At 69.1% G+C, this 18,033-nt stretch carries 20 protein-coding genes; 18 read left to right on the forward strand and 2 right to left on the reverse strand.

Annotation, left to right across the window (positions count from 1 at the left end; all coding sequences use genetic code 11):
* The first annotated feature begins 1 nt into the window (after position 1).
* The 17 genes from PV419_RS46495 to PV419_RS46575 all read left to right on the forward strand — a co-directional run bounded on the left by PV419_RS46495 (position 2) and on the right by PV419_RS46575 (position 16,809).
* Entirely contained in the window at positions 2-385 is a 384-nt protein-coding gene (locus PV419_RS46495) for a hypothetical protein (protein ID WP_319699551.1), read from the forward strand.
* Positions 385-834, forward strand: coding sequence for a DUF6093 family protein (locus tag PV419_RS46500; RefSeq protein WP_319699553.1), 450 nt, complete (start codon positions 385-387; stop codon positions 832-834). Before PV419_RS46495 ends, PV419_RS46500 begins: the two co-directional genes overlap by 1 nt.
* Positions 831-1,217: a hypothetical protein gene (locus PV419_RS46505; RefSeq protein ID WP_319699554.1), complete on the forward strand. Its 387-nt coding sequence runs from the start codon at positions 831-833 to the stop codon at positions 1,215-1,217. The genes PV419_RS46500 and PV419_RS46505 overlap by 4 nt, the downstream gene beginning before the upstream one ends.
* The gene (locus tag PV419_RS46510; protein ID WP_319699555.1) at positions 1,214-1,660 is read left to right on the forward strand and encodes a hypothetical protein; all 447 of its coding nucleotides are present in this window, start codon (positions 1,214-1,216) and stop codon (positions 1,658-1,660) included. The genes PV419_RS46505 and PV419_RS46510 overlap by 4 nt, the downstream gene beginning before the upstream one ends.
* Before the next feature lie 135 nt (positions 1,661-1,795).
* Positions 1,796-2,593, forward strand: coding sequence for a hypothetical protein (locus PV419_RS46515; protein ID WP_319699557.1), 798 nt, complete (start codon positions 1,796-1,798; stop codon positions 2,591-2,593).
* Positions 2,594-2,701: 108 nt separating this feature from the next.
* Positions 2,702-3,244, forward strand: a complete 543-nt coding sequence (locus tag PV419_RS46520; protein ID WP_319699558.1) for a hypothetical protein — start codon at positions 2,702-2,704, stop codon at positions 3,242-3,244.
* On the forward strand, positions 3,199-3,627 hold the full coding sequence (locus tag PV419_RS46525; protein WP_319699560.1) for a hypothetical protein: 429 nt from the start codon (positions 3,199-3,201) through the stop codon (positions 3,625-3,627). Before PV419_RS46520 ends, PV419_RS46525 begins: the two co-directional genes overlap by 46 nt.
* A gap of 33 nt (positions 3,628-3,660) precedes the next feature.
* Entirely contained in the window at positions 3,661-8,862 is a 5,202-nt protein-coding gene (locus PV419_RS46530; RefSeq protein ID WP_319699562.1) for a phage tail tape measure protein, read from the forward strand.
* Positions 8,859-9,755, forward strand: coding sequence for a phage distal tail protein (locus tag PV419_RS46535; RefSeq protein ID WP_319699564.1), 897 nt, complete (start codon positions 8,859-8,861; stop codon positions 9,753-9,755). Before PV419_RS46530 ends, PV419_RS46535 begins: the two co-directional genes overlap by 4 nt.
* 7 nt (positions 9,756-9,762) lie before the next feature.
* The gene (locus PV419_RS46540) at positions 9,763-10,716 is read left to right on the forward strand and encodes a hypothetical protein (protein ID WP_319699565.1); all 954 of its coding nucleotides are present in this window, start codon (positions 9,763-9,765) and stop codon (positions 10,714-10,716) included.
* Positions 10,716-11,825, forward strand: a complete 1,110-nt coding sequence (locus PV419_RS46545; RefSeq protein WP_319699567.1) for a hypothetical protein — start codon at positions 10,716-10,718, stop codon at positions 11,823-11,825. The genes PV419_RS46540 and PV419_RS46545 overlap by 1 nt, the downstream gene beginning before the upstream one ends.
* Before the next feature lies 1 nt (position 11,826).
* Positions 11,827-13,530, forward strand: a complete 1,704-nt coding sequence (locus PV419_RS46550) for a hypothetical protein (RefSeq protein ID WP_319699568.1) — start codon at positions 11,827-11,829, stop codon at positions 13,528-13,530.
* Entirely contained in the window at positions 13,527-13,841 is a 315-nt protein-coding gene (locus PV419_RS46555; RefSeq protein WP_319699570.1) for a hypothetical protein, read from the forward strand. Before PV419_RS46550 ends, PV419_RS46555 begins: the two co-directional genes overlap by 4 nt.
* A gap of 221 nt (positions 13,842-14,062) precedes the next feature.
* On the forward strand, positions 14,063-14,908 hold the full coding sequence (locus PV419_RS46560; protein ID WP_319699572.1) for a peptidoglycan-binding protein: 846 nt from the start codon (positions 14,063-14,065) through the stop codon (positions 14,906-14,908).
* A gap of 30 nt (positions 14,909-14,938) precedes the next feature.
* Positions 14,939-15,301 carry a hypothetical protein gene (locus tag PV419_RS46565; protein ID WP_319699574.1) on the forward strand — a complete coding sequence of 121 codons (363 nt, stop codon included), beginning with the start codon at positions 14,939-14,941 and terminating at the stop codon, positions 15,299-15,301.
* Between the two features lie 27 nt (positions 15,302-15,328).
* Positions 15,329-15,643, forward strand: coding sequence for a hypothetical protein (locus tag PV419_RS46570; protein ID WP_319699575.1), 315 nt, complete (start codon positions 15,329-15,331; stop codon positions 15,641-15,643).
* An 893-nt stretch (positions 15,644-16,536) separates the two neighbouring features.
* A complete protein-coding gene (locus PV419_RS46575; protein ID WP_319699577.1) occupies positions 16,537-16,809 on the forward strand; it encodes a hypothetical protein in 273 nt (90 codons plus the stop codon).
* Positions 16,810-16,856: 47 nt separating this feature from the next.
* On the opposite strand, the gene PV419_RS46580 is transcribed toward PV419_RS46575, so the two are convergent.
* Both PV419_RS46580 and PV419_RS46585 read right to left on the reverse strand, forming a co-directional pair.
* On the reverse strand, positions 16,857-17,039 hold the full coding sequence (locus PV419_RS46580) for a hypothetical protein (RefSeq protein ID WP_319699578.1): 183 nt from the start codon (positions 17,037-17,039) through the stop codon (positions 16,857-16,859).
* Positions 17,040-17,302: 263 nt separating this feature from the next.
* Positions 17,303-17,527 (reverse strand): hypothetical protein, encoded by a 225-nt coding sequence (locus tag PV419_RS46585; RefSeq protein ID WP_319699580.1) that lies wholly within the window; start codon positions 17,525-17,527, stop codon positions 17,303-17,305.
* A 169-nt stretch (positions 17,528-17,696) separates the two neighbouring features.
* Between PV419_RS46585 and PV419_RS46590 the strand changes: the two genes are divergently transcribed.
* The gene (locus tag PV419_RS46590; protein WP_319699582.1) at positions 17,697-18,032 is read left to right on the forward strand and encodes a hypothetical protein; all 336 of its coding nucleotides are present in this window, start codon (positions 17,697-17,699) and stop codon (positions 18,030-18,032) included.
* Position 18,033: the final 1 nt, after the last annotated feature.

The raw sequence follows: 18,033 nt of genomic DNA on the forward strand, positions 1-18,033 counted from the left end.
CGTGACCGTACCGGGGGAGCGGCAGCAGTCCGTGCACAACGTCGTCATCGATGCTCAGCCTGGCCACGCCAACATCTCCGTCGACGACGCCGAGGTCGGCAACTACGTCGTCGGCTACACCCTCGAGCACGACGTCGCCAACGCCCTGCCGCTGCTGGTCATGCACGTGCGGCACCCGGCCGGGACCATCTTCGACGGGCTTGCCCGCGTCGCTGTCGCCGCCCCGCAGGAGCCTGGCGAGGCGATCGCCCAGTTCCTGTCCAGCATCGAACCGCGCGCCCTCGAGATGGCCGCTCTCAACCGCGATGACCTCCAGAACGAGCGGTACGACCTGACCCGGGCGATGCTGGCGCAGCTGGCCGACTGGGCCCTGGGGAGGCCGTGATGCCTGGCCTCGACGCAGCGCTCGCCGGAGTGGTCACTTGGATCAGCAGCAACCTTCTGGTCGACACCGTCCGCATCACCGCGCCCGCGACCGGAGACCCGGTCTACAACCCCGAAACCGGGCAGAACGAATACCCGGCCGCCACCGTGCTGTACGAGGGGCCCGGCGCCGTACAGGGCGGCACCGCGCAGTCCGAGATCAGCTCCACCCCGGACGCCCTCCAGATGTGGGTGGGGGAGACCAAGAGCCGGTATCGGCTGCTCACGCCGCTCGGCGCACCGCTCGCCCCGAAGGACGCGATCATTTCCGTCGTCGCCGTCCACAACCCGGCCAACGCCGCGCTCCTGGGCCGGACGTGGACCGCGCAGGACCCCTCCCGCGCGGCCACAGTGGAGGTCGTCCGCATCACCCCCCTCGACCAGAACCAGGCCCCCCGGGAGACGCCGTGACCCCCGACGAACTCGCGGACCGTCTCGAGGACGCCGCGCGCCGTGTCGGCCCGGCGACCCACCGCCACATGAGCCACGTCGGCGAGCTCGGCCGCGCCCAGATCCGCGGGCACGCCTCAGGCCGACCCGGGCCGAACGTCATCACGGGGGACTACCGGAACTCCTGGCAGGTGGTGAACCGGCGGCTGCCCTATGGGGCGCAGTGCACGATCGGCACCGACCGGCCGCAGGGCCGGCGCCTCGAGTTCGGCTTCTACGGAACCGACAGCATCGGTCGAACCTACGCCCAGCCGCCGTTCCCGCACGTCCAGCCGTCCCTGCCGACCATCACCGCAGCGCTGCGCATGGCCATGCGATCCGCCGTTGAGGAGATCCTGCGGTGATAGAGAAGAGGCTCGTCACCAACGCCCTCGCGACCCTGCTCGGCGCGGCCACGTCCCTGCCCGTCGGCCGCTCGGTGATGCCCGGCAGCGGGCCGCCGTACTACGTCCTCACCCCAGTCGACACGTCCGTCTCCGGCGCCCCCTATACGGACGCCAGCGAGGACATGAGCCTCGTCTACCAGGTCACCGCCGTCTCCGGCCCCTCCGCCAGCCAGCCCGGCAGCGCCGGGACGCTCGAGCAGGCCGAAGGCATGGCCGACAAAGCCCGCACCGCGATCCTCGGCCGCAACGCGGTCACCGGCCAGTGGCTCCACCTTCTCACTGTCACCGGGGCCTTCTGCATGTGCCGGGAGCTCGAGACCGAACCAGGGGCAACGTCCGACCCGGCAGATGGGATCATCAGCTATGTGCTTCGGTTCAGGCTCGACCTGACCGCCGCCTGACCCTGAGTCAGGCATCACCGCACCGCGGCGGGACCCCACGCGGACGCCACCACAACGTGGCCGCCACCCACACACCACGTGTAGGGGCCAGTCCCGCACAGCGCGGCAAGGCCCCGGGAGCAAGGGGCCCAACCCATGGCTGTCAAGAAGTACATGCGGCGCGGAACAACGATCTTCCGGTTCGTTCCCACCATCGCCGCATCCTCGATGATCCCCACCCGCAGCGAGCTGATCGGCGGAACGAACCTCACCCCAGCCATTGCCGAGGTCGACGGCTGGTCCCAGACGAACAACACCATCGAAACGCCCGACATGGCCGACACGTTCGACTCGAAGATCCCCGGGTCGGATGCGGCGGATGACTCCTCGATCACCTTCTACGAGGACGAGGAGACCAACACCATCGAGACCGCGCTGGCCAAGGGCACCACCGGCTACATGGTGATCCTCCGCAAGGGCGACGTACCGGCCAGCCAGTCGATGGACGTGTTCCCGGTACGTGTGGCCAGCCAGTCGCCGCAGTACACCGCCGACAACGAAGCCGCGAAGTTCCAGGTCACGTTCGTCATCAGCTCGCGTCCGCTTCAGGGCGCCATGGTGCCGGCCGCGGGGACCGACGAGGTGCAGACCGTCACGATCACGGGCACGCCGACCGGCGGAACCTACACCCTCACTTTCTCCGGCCAGACCACGTCCGGGATTGCCTACAACGCCGCCGCGGCGGACGTGCAGGCCGCGCTGGAAGCGCTGTCGAACATCGACCCGGGCGATGTCGTCTGCGCGGGCGGCCCGCATCCCGGCACGGCGGTCACCGTCACCTTCGGCGGCCAGTACGACGGCGCGGACGTCCCGCAGATGACTGCGTCCGCCGCAGGCCTGACCGGCGGCACCACGCCGGCCGTCACGGTCACCACCACGACACCCGGCGGCTGACCCCGCTCCCTCTCCCAGCTCCCGGCCGGGCCCGACGCGACGTGTTCGGGAAGGGGCGCCCGTGCGGCGCCCGGCCGGGTCCCCTTCCCCTGACGGAGGACCACCACCATGAGCACCATCGCTCCGCCCGCGAACGCGGTCGCCAACGACGCCCACTGGGCCGACAAGCTGGAGCGCCTGCGGAACCGCGCCCGGCCCACCCTGAAGCTGACCATTTGCGACGACCACGCGGCCAAAGCGGCACTCGCCACAGCCCAGTACGCCGAGCGGCGCATCAAGGAACAGGCCGAACAGGACCCGGCCAGCGCGGAGGCCAAGAAAGCCGTCCGCACCGCGGCCGCCGAGGTGAAGAAGGCTCAGCAGGCGGTCGACGACGCGTCCATCGTCCTCACCTTTCAGGCCCTGGAGCGCACCGCGCTGGACGACCTGAAGAAGGCGCATCCGCCGACGGAGGAGCAGGCCGAGGACGGCTTCGACTTCAACCTCCAGACCCTCGGCCCCGCGCTGATCGCGGCATCGTCCACCGACGGGCTCACCGTGGAGGACGCCACCGTCTTCCTGGAGACCTGGTCGGACGCCGAAGCCGGCGCCCTGTTCCAGGCCGCGTGGGACGTCCAGCACGAATCCCGCATGGACCTGGGAAAAGGCTGAACACCGATGCCCGACTACGCGCCGAACTCGAGCTGTGCGAACGCTTCCGCATCCCGCACTCCCAGTTCCGGGGCATCGGTGACGGCACCTGGACCGCACGGGACCGGGCCAAGGCCCTCGCCTACCGCGACTACCAGCGGACCGTGTGCGCCCAGTGCGGAACCCGCGAATCGGACTGGATCGACGACGACGGCGACTTCGTCGAGGCCTACGTCGCAAGCACCCACAAGTGCTTCGGCTGCGCGGAGATCACCCGCAAGCAGGCAGAGATCCCCGAAGGCAAAGCGGGGGCCGGGATGAAAGTTCTGCTGATCCCCCCGGCGATTCAGGCGGCGCTGCTCTTCCAGAAGGAGCAGGCCCGGCAAGCAGCACGCGGCGCGTAGCAGGACCAGTCGACAGAGAAGGGAGGGCGTGCGGTGGCCAACTGGAATTTGAGCGTGGACCTCACGGCGCGGGGCAGCAGCCTCGCCCGGGCGCTGCGCGAGTCGGCCCAGCACGCCCGCTCCCTGGAACGTGCCGCCAGGTCCGCGAAGCGAGAGGTGCGCGAGCTCGGCGCCGCCTCTCGCACCGCCACCGCGGGGATCCGCACCCTCGGCCGCGAGGCACGGCAGGCCGCCCGGCACCTCAACAGCCTCGGCAACAACGCCCGCACCAGCGCCCGGCAGCTCGGCCGCTACGGGGACGCCGCCCGTACCGCGAACCGACATCTGAACAGCCTCGGGTCGAACAGCCGCCAGGCCGGCGCGCAGCTGCGCGGCATGAACGCGCAGATCACCGCCGCCATCCGCGACCTCACACGGCTCGCGGCGGCCGCGCGCACCGCCTCCACCCACATGAACCGGGTCGGGAACACGCGGGCACTGCGCGGCATCGCCCGGGATACCCGCTCGGCACGCGGGGAACTGCACCGCATGGCCGCGCTGCTGTCCGGCGGCGGCCTGACGATGGGCTTCGCCGGGCTGGTCAAGAACGGCAACGAGTACCAGCAGGCGATGAACAGCTTCGGTGCGGTCACCGGGGCCACGCAGATCCAGATGCAGCGCGCGGCGCTGACTGCCGCGCAGCTCGGCAGCGACCTCAGCTTGCCGAACGCCTCGGCGACCGAAGCAGCGCAATCCATGGTCGAACTCGCGAAGGCGGGTTTCCGTACCGACCAGGCGATCTCCGCGACCCGCGCGTCGCTTCAGCTCGCCTCCGCCGCCCAGGTCTCCGCCGCCGACTCCGCGAAGTACCTCGGCGACATGATGGACCAGTTCGGTATGGGCGCCGACCAGGCCGGGACCGCCGCCGACACTCTCGCGGCCACCGCCAACGCCGCCTCCGGCGACATCATCGACATCTACTACGCCATGAAGTACGCCGGGCCGATGGCCCACCACCTCGGCGTCACCATGAGCGAGGCGGCGTCTGCGGTCGGCATGCTCGGCAAGGCCGGCATCCTCGGCCAGACCGCCGGTACCAGCCTGCGTGCGATGTTCACCAACCTGGCCAAGCCGACACCCATGATGGTCGAGGGCCTGCACGCCATGGGGATCGAGGCATGGGATGCCCAGGGCAGGTTCAAGGGCCTGCGGTACATGGTGGAGAAGCTTCAGGTTGCTTCTCACAAGCTGTCGCAGAAGGACTTCACCGCGGCGGTAACGAAGGCGTTCGGCAAGCCCGCCGTCCAGGGCATGACGGCCCTGGCGCATCAAGGACTGGAGTCCTACGACGCTCTGATCGGATCGGTCACGGATGTAGGCGCGGCAGCCGACATTGCCGCCGCGAAGGGCAAGGGCCTGGCCGGCGCCATGACCCAGCTGAAGACGCAGTCGAAGCAGACCGGGCTCGCGATCTACGACGGGATGGCCCCGGGCCTCGAGTTCTTGACCCGCGGCATCACCTCGGCGATGTCGAAGGCCACCCCGAAGATCACGAAGTTCTTCGACTACCTCAATGCCTCTGCGGTCCTCTTCGGGCCAGATCTGGCGGCCGCCGCGAAGCGCGAGTTCGGCGGCATCGCCGACGCCGTACGGGACATGGGCTCTGGCTTCAAGGACTTCGGCGCCGATGCGGTTGCCACCGCGCTGCACCTCATCATCACCGCCGCCAAGCTCGCCGCCCAGGTGCTGTCCAACCTGGCGGACGGCGTCGAGCCGGTCGTCTCCGCGCTCTCCGACGTCACCTCCGGCTCCTCCGGCGCCGCGACGGCCATGGACATGCTGGTGATGATCCTGGACGCCGCCGCCACCACCATCGGCACCCTGTCCACGGTCCTCGGCCCGATCGGGCACCTGGTCGGCGGTCTCGTCTCCGCGTTCGGCGCCCTCCCCGGGCCAATTCAGAGTGCAGTGTTCGCGTTGTTGCTGTTCCGCCGCGTCCAGCCCGCGCTCACCAACATGGCCGCCAACGTCAGAGGCCCGGTCACCCGAGCGTTCCAGTCCCTCAACCAGCAGATGACCGTCCAGCGCTCTCTCGCGGCCGCCTCCGGCGTGTCTCTGACCCGGTACGGCGCGGCGATGGCCGTCCTCCAGGCCCGGTCCACCACGATCGGCGCCATGGGGGCCGCGTTCCGCAGCGCCTCTGCCGCCGGTACCGGCTTCACGTCCACCCTCCGTGGTGTCGCCGCAGCGGCCGGCGCCGGGGCCCGCAGCCTCGGCTCCGGGCTCGTCAACGCCCTCGGCGGCCCGTGGGGCGTGGCCATCGCCGCCGCCTCCGTGGGCCTCGGCATGTACGCCAACCAGCAGCAGAAGGCTGCTCAGGCGGCGGCCGAGCACAAGGCCCAGGTTGACGCGCTCACTGGGGCGCTTCAGCAGTCCAACGGGCAGATCGACGAGTCGGTGCGGCAGACCGCTGCCCAGACGATCCAGCAGGCGAAGTTCAACACGACCCTGGGCGGCAACAAGGAATCCCTGATCAAGCTCCTGAACAAGGAGGGGTACAGCCTCGACGAGGTCACCGACGCCTACCTGGGTCAGGGGGCGTCCATCGACGATCTCAGCGTAAAGATCGGCAAGCTCGCGAAGCACAAAGGCGGCAAGTACCTGTGGGCCTCCATCGCGCTCAAGCAGTTGGGCGAGGATGCGGGCACGGCGAAGAAGAACGCCAAGGATCTCACCGACGCCATCGACAAGAACAAGGGCGTCAGCGCCTACGACCAGCTCAAAGACGCGGTTGGAGCGCTGGCCGACAAGACCGCGGACGCTGACTCCCGCACCCGGGCACTACGCCAGTCTCTGGACTTGCTGTCTGGCGGCAGTGTCAGTCTCCAGGCGGCCGAGGCCCGTGTGAACGAGGCGATCACCCAGGCCAATGACGCTATGGCCGAGGGCGTCGACCGCAGCAAGGGCTGGGGCAAGGCCCTGCTCGGTGCGAACGGCGTTCTGGACACGGCGACGAAGAACGGCCAGGACCTTTTCAACACGCTCAACGGCCTGACCGACGCCAGTGGGACCGCGGCGATCGCCGCCTACGACTTCGCCCAGTCCCAGGGCAAGGACCTGCCCACCAGTCTCGAAGCGGCCCGGGCGGAGATGCAGAAGTCCCGCGACGCGGCGGTCAAGCTCGCCCAGAACTACGGACTCACCCGGACCCAGGCCGAAGGCGTCGCTGACTCGCTCGGGTTGATCCCTGACCAGGTCAGCATCCTGCTCCAGGCCAAGGGCCTCGACTCCACCTTGGCGGAGCTGCTGGCGGTGCAGGCGGAGTTCGAGCGGGTCCCGGACAAGAAGACCATCAAGGTCGACGCGCTGTCCGAGGGCGCGAAGAAGAAGCTCGAGGAGATCGGGATCACGGCGAAGCTGATTCCGGGAACCCGCGAGTACAAGCTGACCGCGAAGACCGATGCTGCCAAGCAGGCCCTGGCTGACTTCCTCCGTCAGGAGGGGGCGGTCAAGGACAAGAAGGTCAAGCTCACCGCCGAGACCAAGGCGGCCATCAAGGATCTGCAGAACGTCCAGGCCAAGGTCCGGGACACCAAGGGCAAGACCATCACCATGCGGGCGCCGACCGCTGAGGCCCGCAAGCAGCTGGAGGCCCTCGGGTTCAAAATCCGCAGCGTGCCCGGCAGCAAGAACGTCACCATCACGATCCCTACCGGCACGCCGAGGTCACAGGCCGCCGCGATCCAGTCCGCCATCAACAGCCTGCGCGGCAAGCAAGTCGCCATCAGCGTGGTCGCCACCGGGATCGGGGCGGCACGCGCCGCCATATCCGCCCTCGGCGGGTTCGGCGGCTTCGGCAAGGCGAACGGCGGGATCGTCGACTACTACGCCAACGGCGGCATCCAGCGCGGCGGCGTCCGACGCTTCGCGGGCGGCGCAGAGAACCACGTCGCACAGATCGCCCCGGCCGGCTCATGGCGCGTGTGGGCTGAGCCGGAGACCGACGGGGAGGGCTATGTCCCCTTCGCCAGGTCGAAGCGAGGTCGCTCCCGAGCCATCACAGAGGAGATTGTGCGACGCCTGGGCGGCGACCCGTCGGCGATCACGTGGCAGGCCAACGGCGGGGTGATCGGCCCCAAGCGGTTTGCTGACGGTGGCATGGACTTCTCCTACTCCGGCACTGGCGGCAGCGCCAATCGGTACACCCTCTCCGGTCTGATCTCCGCCAGCCAGAACTCCAAGGGCAATTTCGACCTGGGCAAGTTCATCGGGAAGTTGCGTGGCGCGAACAACGCCCTCGACTCCTGGCGGGCCAACCTCGCGCGGGTCGCCTCCCGGGCCGGGCAGGATGTGGCCGACGCCCTCGCGGAGATGGGCGACGACGGCATCGACCTCACCCGGCGGATGGCCTACGGCTCGACGAAGTACGTCAAGGACATGGCCGCCCAGCTGCGGAACCTCGCAGCCTCCGCGAAGGCGTCCCTGGGGGAGTACACCTCGCAGCTGAAGGGCGCGGTGAAGGACCAGACGGCATTCCAGGACGACCTGGCGAAGCTGGCCGCGATGGGCTTCGGTGACCTGGCCGGGCGGCTGGCCGCGCAGGGCGACGCCGACGCCGCCGCCATCGCCCACCAGGCCGCGAAGGACAAGAAGAAGGCGGCCTCCGCGAACTCTGCCGCGAAGAGCGCCAACAACGCGCTGTCGGCCGATCAGCTCGCGCAACTGGTGCAGATCATCGCCGCCGTCACCTCCAGCAAGGTCGGCATTCACCAGGTGGCGGACAAGACCGGCCTCGGCGAAGACGAGATCATCGCCGTCGCCACCAAGGCCAAGACACAGATCTCCAAGGCTCTCGGATCGCGCGGCACCCAGTTCCTGTCCGACCTGGCCCGCGCCCAGAAGGGCATGGCGTACGCGAACGGCGGCATCCGGGCCGGCCTGTACGCCACCCGCAACGGCCTGGTCAGGTTCGCCGAGCCGGAGACAGGCGGCGAGGCGTACATCCCCCTCGGCCTCAACAAGCGCGGCGCCGCCACCAACGTCCTCAGCGACGTGGCGCACCGGTTTGGCCTCGGTATCACCCCCGCGGGCGACGGTGGGCGGGTCGTCGTCATCCGTGAACAGGGCCCGCTCGTCGGACAGCAGACCTGGCACGTCACCTCCGGCGGCAGCGCGGCCGATACCGCGCGCCGGATCGACGCCGACAACTCGTACCAGCTGCGGCGCCTTGCGCGCGGCGGAGTGGGGGCACGGTGAGTACACCGGTAGAGCTGGCCGACTGGCAGCACGAACTCGGTGGGGTCCTCATCGGCCCGGGCACCGACGTGCAGGTGCGGGCGATCGAGGGCCTGGGGCAGCCGCCGGTCCGCACCTCCGACGTGGAGCCCCCGTCGGAGGATGGGCTGTGGATCGGGCGGGACTACTACGGCGGCCGCACCATCCGCATCGACGCCGCAGTGCGCGCGATCGGCAACCCAGGCGGGGTCCTCGACCAGTTGGCCGCGCTCCAGGACAGCGCCGACACCCCCGCCGTGCGCGGCGGGGGCGGCACGACCATGGACCTCCGGCTGAAGTTCCCCGGCCGCCCTGCCCGCACCGTGCGCGGCCGACTCCGGAAGCTCGAGCCGGACCTCACCCAGATGATCCACGGATACGCGCCCGTCGACATCGAATTCCAGGCCCAGGACCACCTGTACTACGCCGATGAGGCCGGCACCACGTCTATCCCTCTCGGGCTTCTGACGTCCGGCGGGCTGACGTTCCCCCTCGCGTTCCCGTTCACGATCGCTGGTGACCCGCTCGCGGTTGGCCGGCCCGGCTGGCTCGAGGTGGAGGGCACGGCCCCGGCCTGGCCGGTGCTGCGCGTTACCGGGCCGTGCGCCAACCCCACCATCACGCATGTCGCCTCCGGCCGGACGCTGACGGTGCAGACGACGCTCGCCGACGGCGAGTGGGTGGAAGTCGATACGCGGCCCGGCTGGCGGACGGTGCTGCGGGAGAACGGCGGCAGTGCGCCGCTCGCGCCGAAGTCCCGCATCGACGAGTTCGTCCTCGACCCGGGCCTGAACGAACTCCAGTGGACCGCCACCGACCCGACCCTGACCAGCACTCTGGCCGTCACCTGGTGGCCGGCCTACAAGGCCCTGTGAGGACCCCATGGCACTGAACCCGACGCCGATCGCCACCACCGGGGCGATGCACACCGCCCAGCAGTTCCGCATGATGATCCGCGACCTGTCACGCGCGAACGAGGGCATCACCGAAGGCGACCACCTGAAGGTGACCGCCCTGGCCACGCCCGGCGGCGGGGTGCAGATCGCGGACGGGTCGGCGGTCATCATCGGCCGGGTCAGCTCGGTGCAGGGCTCCTACAGCGCCTACAACATCGGCGTGGACACCTCGGTCACCATCGCCCCGACAGGCGGCAGCACCCGGTCCGACATGATCGTCCTGCGCGTGGAGGACCCCGAGTACGAGGGCACCCGGGACCCGGCCGTGGATCCGATCGTGTTCTTCGAGGTCGTCTCCAACGTCAGCTCTTCGGCGACGACCGTGCCGTCCGGCTACTCAGCGATCCCGCTCGCCCGCATCGACATACCTGCGTCGACCGCGACCATCACCAACAGCATGATCAAGGACCTGCGGAAGGTCGCGAACCCCCGCCGTGACCGGATCCTCTACCCGTACTACGCCCTGGACCCGCTGGTGACGATCAGCGGCACCTCCGAGACGTGGAAGACCCACCCGAACCTGACCATGGCCACGATCGCGGTTCCGTCGTGGGCGACCACCGCGAAGTTCGCCTACACGGTGTGCGGGGTCCGGCTCGCCGACGGGAACGTGTGGGGCAACTTCCGCTTCATGCTCGGCACGATCGAGGCAGCCCAGTACGTCGGCATCGACGACAACCAGGGCACCGCCGCACGCCGAAACACCGTGCAGATGGTCGAAACGATCGACCTGACCACCACCACAGGCGCAGCGATGCGCGGCACAAACCAGCCCTTCTACTCCCGCATGCGCACCCGCTCCAGCAACGCCGGCACGATCGGCGTGGACGCCACCACCAGCTTCTCTATCGACGTCGAGTTCACCGAGGGCCCGATCTGATGGCGGCCCGCTGGCGGTACTGGACGCAGCACGCTCTCACCGGGGAGATACTGCACCCGGCCCTGCCGTGCTCCGAGGTGGAGTTCGGACGCGAGCTGAACGGGCCCGGCTCGTTCACCGGCACACTGGCGCCGCGTTTCGTGAAGGCGAACGTCGACACGCTCATCCCACGAATCGCGCTGCTGTACGTGGAGGCTGACGGATACCTGCGCTGGGGCGGCCTGGTGTGGTCCGTGGAGGCCGAGAACGACCAATACCGGGTTGAGGCAGCGGGGTGGTCCAGCTACCTCACCAAGCGGCACGACAGCCACGGCAACCTGAACGGCCGCGGCCCCTACACCTATGGCGACCCCTGCCAGATCATCCGCGACATCTGGGCCTACGCCCAGGAACAGCCAGACGGGAACCTCGGCGTCGTGGTCGACCCGACGACCTCCAGCGCGAAGGCCGGCACGCCGGAGGAACGGTGGGAGAGCCACTGGTACGAGACGCCCGTACTCGGCGACCTGGTCGACGACCTGGTCAGCGAAGACGGGTCCCCGCAGTACACCAACCACACCGAATACCAGTCCAACGACAGCGTGAAGCGCCGCATCCTCCTCGGCTACCCGCGGCTCGGCGCCCGCCGCACCGACATTTCCTTCCGCTCCGGGGTGAACATCGTCTCTGCCCCGCCCGTGGCCTACTCCGGCGACGACTACGCCAACACCATCATCGCCACCGGCTCCGGCGAGGGCACAGCCACCCGCTTCGCCGTCAACGCTGTCCGAGACGGCGGGCTGCGCCTCGAGAGCGTCCTCGCGCTGCCCACGGTCAACGGCAACGACGCCCTCGGCCGCCGCGCGGTCGCCGAGCGGAAGCGCCACCAGATCATCGGCGACGTCGAATCCATCCAGGTCCGGCACCACCCCGCGGCCCCCATCGGATCCTGGCAAATCGGCGACGACGTCCAGGTCCAGGTCAACAACCAGTGGGTCAGCTGGTCCGGCTGGTCCCGCATCACGGCCGAGTCGATCCGGCCCGGCGCCGGCGATGGGGGAGAGGACGCCGTCACTCTCACCCTCCAGCGCGCCGACTCCTTCCACTACGGCGCCCCGGAGGTGGCCTGACATGCCGACGAACAACTCCCTCGCCGCCGAGGTGGCCCGGCTACGCCGAGAGGTCGACCAGATCAAGAAGGGGCAGCGGGTCGCGCACGGCGCGAGCATCGAGAACGCCGCCCTCGAGGTGAAGGACGGCACGGGCACGCTCCGGGTGACCCTGGGGGTTCAGCCTGACGGAACTGCTGGGGTCGTAGCCCAGAACGGGCCCCCGCCCGGAGCCCTGTCCGCCCCGATCGTCACCCCGTCCATCGCCGGGCTCCGCATCGTGTGGGACGGCGCGCTCGCCGACGGCACGGTCCTTCCCCTGGACTTCGACCACGTCGCCGTACACGTCTCCACCAGCTCCGGGTTCACCCCGTCCGCCGCGACGTTCGTCGGCACCATCACCCGGGCCGGAGACGGCGGCATGCTCCCAGTCACGCCCCTCCCATACGCGGCCCACTACGTCCGCCTCATCGGAGTCAACACCTCGGGCATCGACGGCGCTCCGTCGGCAGAGACAGCCGGCACCCCCGTGCAGGTGGACGGCCCGGACCTGACCGCGGGCAGCGTCACGGCCGAGACCATCGCGGCAGGAGCAGTTGAGGCGGACAAGCTCGCCGCGATCCTTGTCGTCGCCACCCGGATCCTTGCCGGAGACCCCGCAGGTGCCCGGGTCGAGCTGAACTCCGACGGCCTGAAGGTCTACGACTCTTCCGACGTCCTGAAGGTCGATCTGGACGCGGCCACGGGGGACGCCACCTTCACCGGAACCATCACCGGATCAACCATCACCGGAGGGACGATCCAAACCGCGACGAGCGGCGAGCGGATCACCGTCAACGAATCCGGGGCCAACAAGGTCCTGGTCTACGACGCCACCGGGCGCGCCGTCGGAGAACTCTCCGGCGACGGCCTGCTCCTCGAGGGGAGCAGCGGCGCCATCATGCAGCTCGACCCCGACAGCACGTACCCGAATCTGCGCTTCACCAATGCCAGCGGATCCAATCAGGCGTTCATCAACCTCGTCGAAGCCGTCACCGGGGACGCGGACCTCGGCCTGAACAGCGGCACATTCACCGGCAGCGGCTTCAGCGACATGCGGTGGCGCACGTTCTTCGGTCGCGACTTCTGGGCATCCGAGCGCATCCGTGCCAGCAACGACACCGTGAACATCGGCGGCCGGCTCTTCCTGGACGGCACAAGCGCCACGATCGGATACGAGGACACCACCGCGGCCACACAGCGCGGCGACATGATTTTCAGCCCGGGAGTCGCGGTGCTCCGCGCCCGGTACTTCCAGACCACCCCAGCCAGCTCCACCGTCGCCGCATACATCGAGACCTCCGCCGGCCACACCGGCTCCATGCTGGGCATCTACAACCGGGACGCCTCCGCCTACCGCCTGCTCCTCGACCTCGCCGGAAACTTGACGATCGGCGGCGTGCTGTCCGCACCGAATATCGCCACCGGCACCGTCACGATCACCCCAGCGGCCGCCTACACGCCGACCAGCATCCTCGTGACCGGCCTCAACGTCGCCGGGACGACCTTCCGTGGCTACGCCACGGCCAGCACCACGGTCCCCGGATACCGCGCATCCGCGACTCCGCCAGGTGCTGGCGTGACCGGCGTCAGCGTCTCCAGCGTGACCAGCACGGGCCTGACCGTGTGGGTCAACCGCGAAAACACCACCAACACCACAGTGAACTGGATGGTCATTGGATCATGAGCGACATCAACGACACTCAGCAAGCCACCGACGACGTGCCGCCGGTTGATCCGCCGGTCGAGCCCGATCCGCAGCCCAGTACCGAGCCGCCGCTCCAGCCCACCGAGCCGGTCTTCTTCCAGCCGTACCTGTGGTACTCGGCCACGTGCTGCTGCGCCACCAACACCTGCCCCAACTACAACGTGGTGCAGGAGGTGCCGATGATGTACTCCAACAACGGCAGCAACGTCGTGATCTACTGCGGCCTGTGCAGCAAGCGGGCCACCATCCTGTCCGCTGCGCTCCTCGACCCGCAGCCGCCCGAGGAGTGACCCAGGGCAACACCGGCCCAGCCCGGCCGTAGTCTGAGATCACCGGGCGACCCTCCGCCCCTGCTCGACTCCCGAGGGACCGCACCCACGTGGTGCGCTGAACGCCTGAATCACCAAGGCGCGGGGAGAACAGCGAGCACGCGATGGCGCGGAGCGGACCACAGAAATACCCCGGAGCGTCGACGTCCCACTGGTACAGCAGCAAGTACCCCGGGTCCGCTATGGAATCCAACGTCGGCGTCATCCACACCACCGAAGGGAAGACGCTGCCCACCTACGGCGGCGGGGCTTCCGCGCCCAACTTCACCGCAGTGCCCGACTTCAAGAACAAGCGCCTGGACTGGCACCAGCACTTCGACTTCGACGAGTCGGCGCGCGCCCTGGTCAACAAGACGGGCGGCGTCGAGACGAACACCGCCAACGCCGTCCAGGTCGAACTGGTCGGCACCTGCGATCCGGGCACGTCGAAGAAGTGGGGCGGGAAGAACACCAGTCACATCTTCTGGCCCGAGGCCCCGGACTGGGCCCTGCGCGAGCTGGCCGAGTTCGTGAAGTGGGCGCACGACAAGCACGGGATACGCCTGTCGTCCACCGTGACATGGAAGGCGTACCCGGCCTCCTACGGATCCAATGGGGTGCGCCTGACGCAATCCCAGTGGAACGGCTACTACGGATGGCTGGGACATCAGCACGTCCCCGAGAACGACCACGGCGATCCGGGCTCCCTGCCGTTCGACAAGGTCCTGGCCTACGCGAAGGACGCCTCGGACGGCAAGCCATCGCCGAGCCCGTCGAAGCCCGCCCCGAAGCCGTCGCCGTCCTACGAGCCGTACCCGGGCGCCGGATTCTTCCACGGCGGCCGGCACAGCCCCATCATCACCGCGATGGGACGCCGACTCGTGGCCGAGGGCTGCAGCGCCTACAGCAGCGGGCCCGGCCCGAACTGGACCGAAGCCGACCGTCGCTCCTACGCCGCGTGGCAGCGAAAGCTCGGCTACAGCGGGGCAGCAGCCGACGGCATTCCCGGAAAGACCAGCTGGGCCAAGCTGCGCGTCCCCAAACTCTGACCCCTCTTCCACCCTCTCCAAGGAGTACCCGTGAAGATCCTCGGGCGTGAGCCCGCACTCATCCTGGGCCTGTTCGCGATCATCGTGAAGCTCGCGGCCGCCTTCGGAATGGACGTGTCCACCGAACAGCAGGCATGGATCAACGCCGTGGCCGCGGCGTGCGTCGGCGTCGTTCTGGCCGTGATGGCCAACGACGGAATCAGCGCAGCCGTCCTCGGCCTGGTGCAGTCCAGCCTCGCTCTTGCGGTCGGCCTCGGCCTGGACTGGTCGGTCGACCAGCAGGCGGTCGTCATGTCGTTCGCCAGCGCGGTCGTCGCGATGTTCGACCGCACGCAGGTCACAGCACCGGTTCCGGCGTCCGCCGTCGCGCGGCCGGTCCGCTCGGTGTCCTGACGAACTTACGCACCCTCGGAGCACGACATGGCCGGTGAGCCGTCTCTGGGCGAGCTGGGGCGGCTCATCGAGCTCATGCGCGGCGATATCCGCGACGACATGGCAGGGCTCAACGCCCGGCTCGACCGCATGGTCAGCCTGGACGTGTACGCCGTCGAGAAGGCCGGCGTAGCGAAAGACATTGCGAAACTCACGAAAGCGGTGGAGGGATTGCAGGCGCTGCGGGCGCAGGACGCCGAGCGGGTCACCCAGACCCGCCGGTGGATGGTTGCGTCCGTCATCATCCCGCTGATCGGGATCGTGCTGCCGCTGATCATGGTCATGAGAGGAGCGGGGGCATGACCGGAGCCCACAAACGAAAGCTGTCCGGCGGGAGGCGCGCGTCCGTTCGCGTTCTGGTGGGTGACTATCTTCCGGCCGCCCTAGCGGCGCTGCTGGCGGCCGGGCTGATGGCGGCGGGGTTGTGGGCCTTCCTCAATTTGTCGAAGCAGTTGGCGGACGCGAACCGCGCGCGGGACCAGTTGGCCGCGCAGGTGCAAGGACTGGGCGCGTCTCCGGTGGCTGGCCCTCCAGGATCGCGGGGCGCCCCAGGGGATGTGGGCCCGTCTGGTCCGCCAGGGCCGACCGGCCCTCCTGGGGCCGACGGCAGCGATGGCAAGTCCGGCTCGCCGGGGAGCCCTGGCCCGTCCGGCTCGCCTGGAGAGCCTGGCACAGTAGGGAAGAGCGGTGCTGACGGAGCGGACGGTACGGATGGCCAGGCCGGCCCTGTCGGTCCGGCTGGACCGCAAGGGCCCCAGGGGGAACAGGGGGAGCAGGGGCCGAAGGGCGATACCGGTGACCGCGGCCCGGCCGGGTCTGCCGGACCGAACTGCCCGGACGGCTACAGCCTCCAGGCGCCGAGCTGGGACCCTGACGCGCTGGTGTGCCGCCGCGACGGCGCGCCCGACCCGAAACCCAGCGACACAGGCGGCACGGGGCTGCTCGGCTTGCCCGCCGATCGCCGCCGCTACTGACGGGAGCACCATGGCAACGGCCTGGTCAGCGCTCCGTGTCCTACAGAAACGCACAACAAATAACCCATGATTGCAAACATGTGTGCTTCGCAAAACCCCAGGTCAGCGGCCACGTGATGAGGCGGTGCCTGAGCCTCTACGCTGTGGCGCCGGAGGTGACCGATGGCGAAGGCGCGGGCGCGCAAGAGGTCGAAGCGGCGCGGGCGGTCGAGGCAGGCGAGTGTGGGGGATCAGGTGCGCCGGCGGCGTGGCCTGGACCTGTCGGTGCCGTTCTGCCCCAAGTGCGGGAGCAGCCTGGTGCAGGCGTGGCTGCCCGGCCCGTCGATGCAGATCCTGGTCGACGCGGCGCGCCCCGAGGCGGGCGTACTGGCTGTTCTGGTGGGGTCGGACGACTTTCCCCAGGGCAAGATGAAGTTGCCCCGCTCGTCCGGGGATGGCTCAGACCTAGCTGCTTGTCCAGCTGTGAAGTACCTGCCCCGCTCGTCCGGGGATTGATGTGCACCGAGCGTGGGGCCCGGCGAGCTACCGGGCCCCACGGGGTGTCACATGTGGTTCTGGATCCAGACGCCGAGGAGCGTCACCGCCCCGGCGCCGGTGGTGTACGCGGCGCCTCGGTAGAGCTCGGTGAGTCCGAGGCGCTGGTACCGACGGATGCGTTCCGCGTGCTGGTACAGCCAGTGGGCAGCGTGCTTGCGTGCCCGCAGGTACGGGTGCTTGTATGGCATTGCTGGTGTTGCCTCCCCTGATCTCGCGCTGAGATGGGCTGGTGGAGCACCGTGCAGGGAGCCCTTCCGACCCTTCGGTTTCTCAGGCCAACGGGGGTTGGAGTTACAGGGCTCCTTTGCGTTGTAAGGAGTCTAGGAGAAGAGACCTGTGGTGTTGTGCCACGGCCGTGGCCACACCCGCGTCCCTTTCCCTCCAATCACCCTGCGCCCGCCTCACCTTTCGCTTCGTGCACATGTGATGTGCGCCACCTCGCACCTGGTGATCAGTCGCCAGTCAGCAGGCTCTCGAACGCTGGGCAGTCGACGGCGTGCCACTCCCGCACCAGGATGCCGCCATCGGTCACGACCACCTCGGCGTACCAGGGCAGGCATTCGTCGCAGGCAACGATCTCGTATGCCACGCCTTCCTCGTCGAAGGCTGGGAGATCGATGGAGCCGACCGGGGCGGTGTAGGTGACGTTCGGCTCGCGCTGCTCAGCGTCGCTCATCGCCCCAGTATCGGATACGCCCCGGGCCGGAGGATCGCTCTCACAGAAGCTCTTAACGTGTGTCTAGGGTCCCCGATGTGCGCGCCGGGGCAACGCCAGTGATCACCCTCGTATAAATTCCCTTATACGAGGCTGCTTGCGTGAGCAGCCCAGGGAAGGGAATCGCTCGATGGCCATCACCGTGCCCACCGCCGACGACGTCCAGGCACTGCACGCCTTCATCTACGAGCGCGCCGATGAGGAGCACGCGGCGGCCATGGACGACCCCACCATGGACGGCGCCGCCATGGAGCGCTTCTCACGCGTCTCGAACTCCAACAAGTACGCGATCACGGCCACGGCCGAACTGCTCGTGGGCCTCCTGAGCCGAGGCGACGACGAGCAGGTCGCGCGCGCCTGGCACTGCCTGACTGGCGCGGGCGAGCAGTGGAGGGACCACCCCGACTACCTCGCCCGGTGGGAGAACGCCCAGCTCGCGCAGATCCGTCAGCAGCTCGGGGGCTAAC

The organism is Streptomyces sp. ME19-01-6 (assembly GCF_033793745.1).
In the GTDB taxonomy this organism is placed as follows: Bacteria; Actinomycetota; Actinomycetes; order Streptomycetales; family Streptomycetaceae; genus Streptomyces.

Coding starts and splice junctions, on each gene's coding strand:
- PV419_RS46500 (WP_319699553.1), top strand. CDS start 385: ATGCCTGGCCTCGACGCAGCGCTCGCCGGAGTGGTCACTTGGATCAGC.
- PV419_RS46515 (WP_319699557.1), top strand. CDS start 1,796: ATGGCTGTCAAGAAGTACATGCGGCGCGGAACAACGATCTTCCGGTTC.
- PV419_RS46520 (WP_319699558.1), top strand. CDS start 2,702: ATGAGCACCATCGCTCCGCCCGCGAACGCGGTCGCCAACGACGCCCAC.
- PV419_RS46540 (WP_319699565.1), top strand. CDS start 9,763: ATGGCACTGAACCCGACGCCGATCGCCACCACCGGGGCGATGCACACC.
- PV419_RS46545 (WP_319699567.1), top strand. CDS start 10,716: ATGGCGGCCCGCTGGCGGTACTGGACGCAGCACGCTCTCACCGGGGAG.
- PV419_RS46550 (WP_319699568.1), top strand. CDS start 11,827: ATGCCGACGAACAACTCCCTCGCCGCCGAGGTGGCCCGGCTACGCCGA.
- PV419_RS46555 (WP_319699570.1), top strand. CDS start 13,527: ATGAGCGACATCAACGACACTCAGCAAGCCACCGACGACGTGCCGCCG.
- PV419_RS46560 (WP_319699572.1), top strand. CDS start 14,063: ATGGAATCCAACGTCGGCGTCATCCACACCACCGAAGGGAAGACGCTG.
- PV419_RS46570 (WP_319699575.1), top strand. CDS start 15,329: ATGGCCGGTGAGCCGTCTCTGGGCGAGCTGGGGCGGCTCATCGAGCTC.
- PV419_RS46580 (WP_319699578.1), bottom strand. CDS start 17,039: ATGCCATACAAGCACCCGTACCTGCGGGCACGCAAGCACGCTGCCCAC.
- PV419_RS46585 (WP_319699580.1), bottom strand. CDS start 17,527: ATGAGCGACGCTGAGCAGCGCGAGCCGAACGTCACCTACACCGCCCCG.
- PV419_RS46590 (WP_319699582.1), top strand. CDS start 17,697: ATGGCCATCACCGTGCCCACCGCCGACGACGTCCAGGCACTGCACGCC.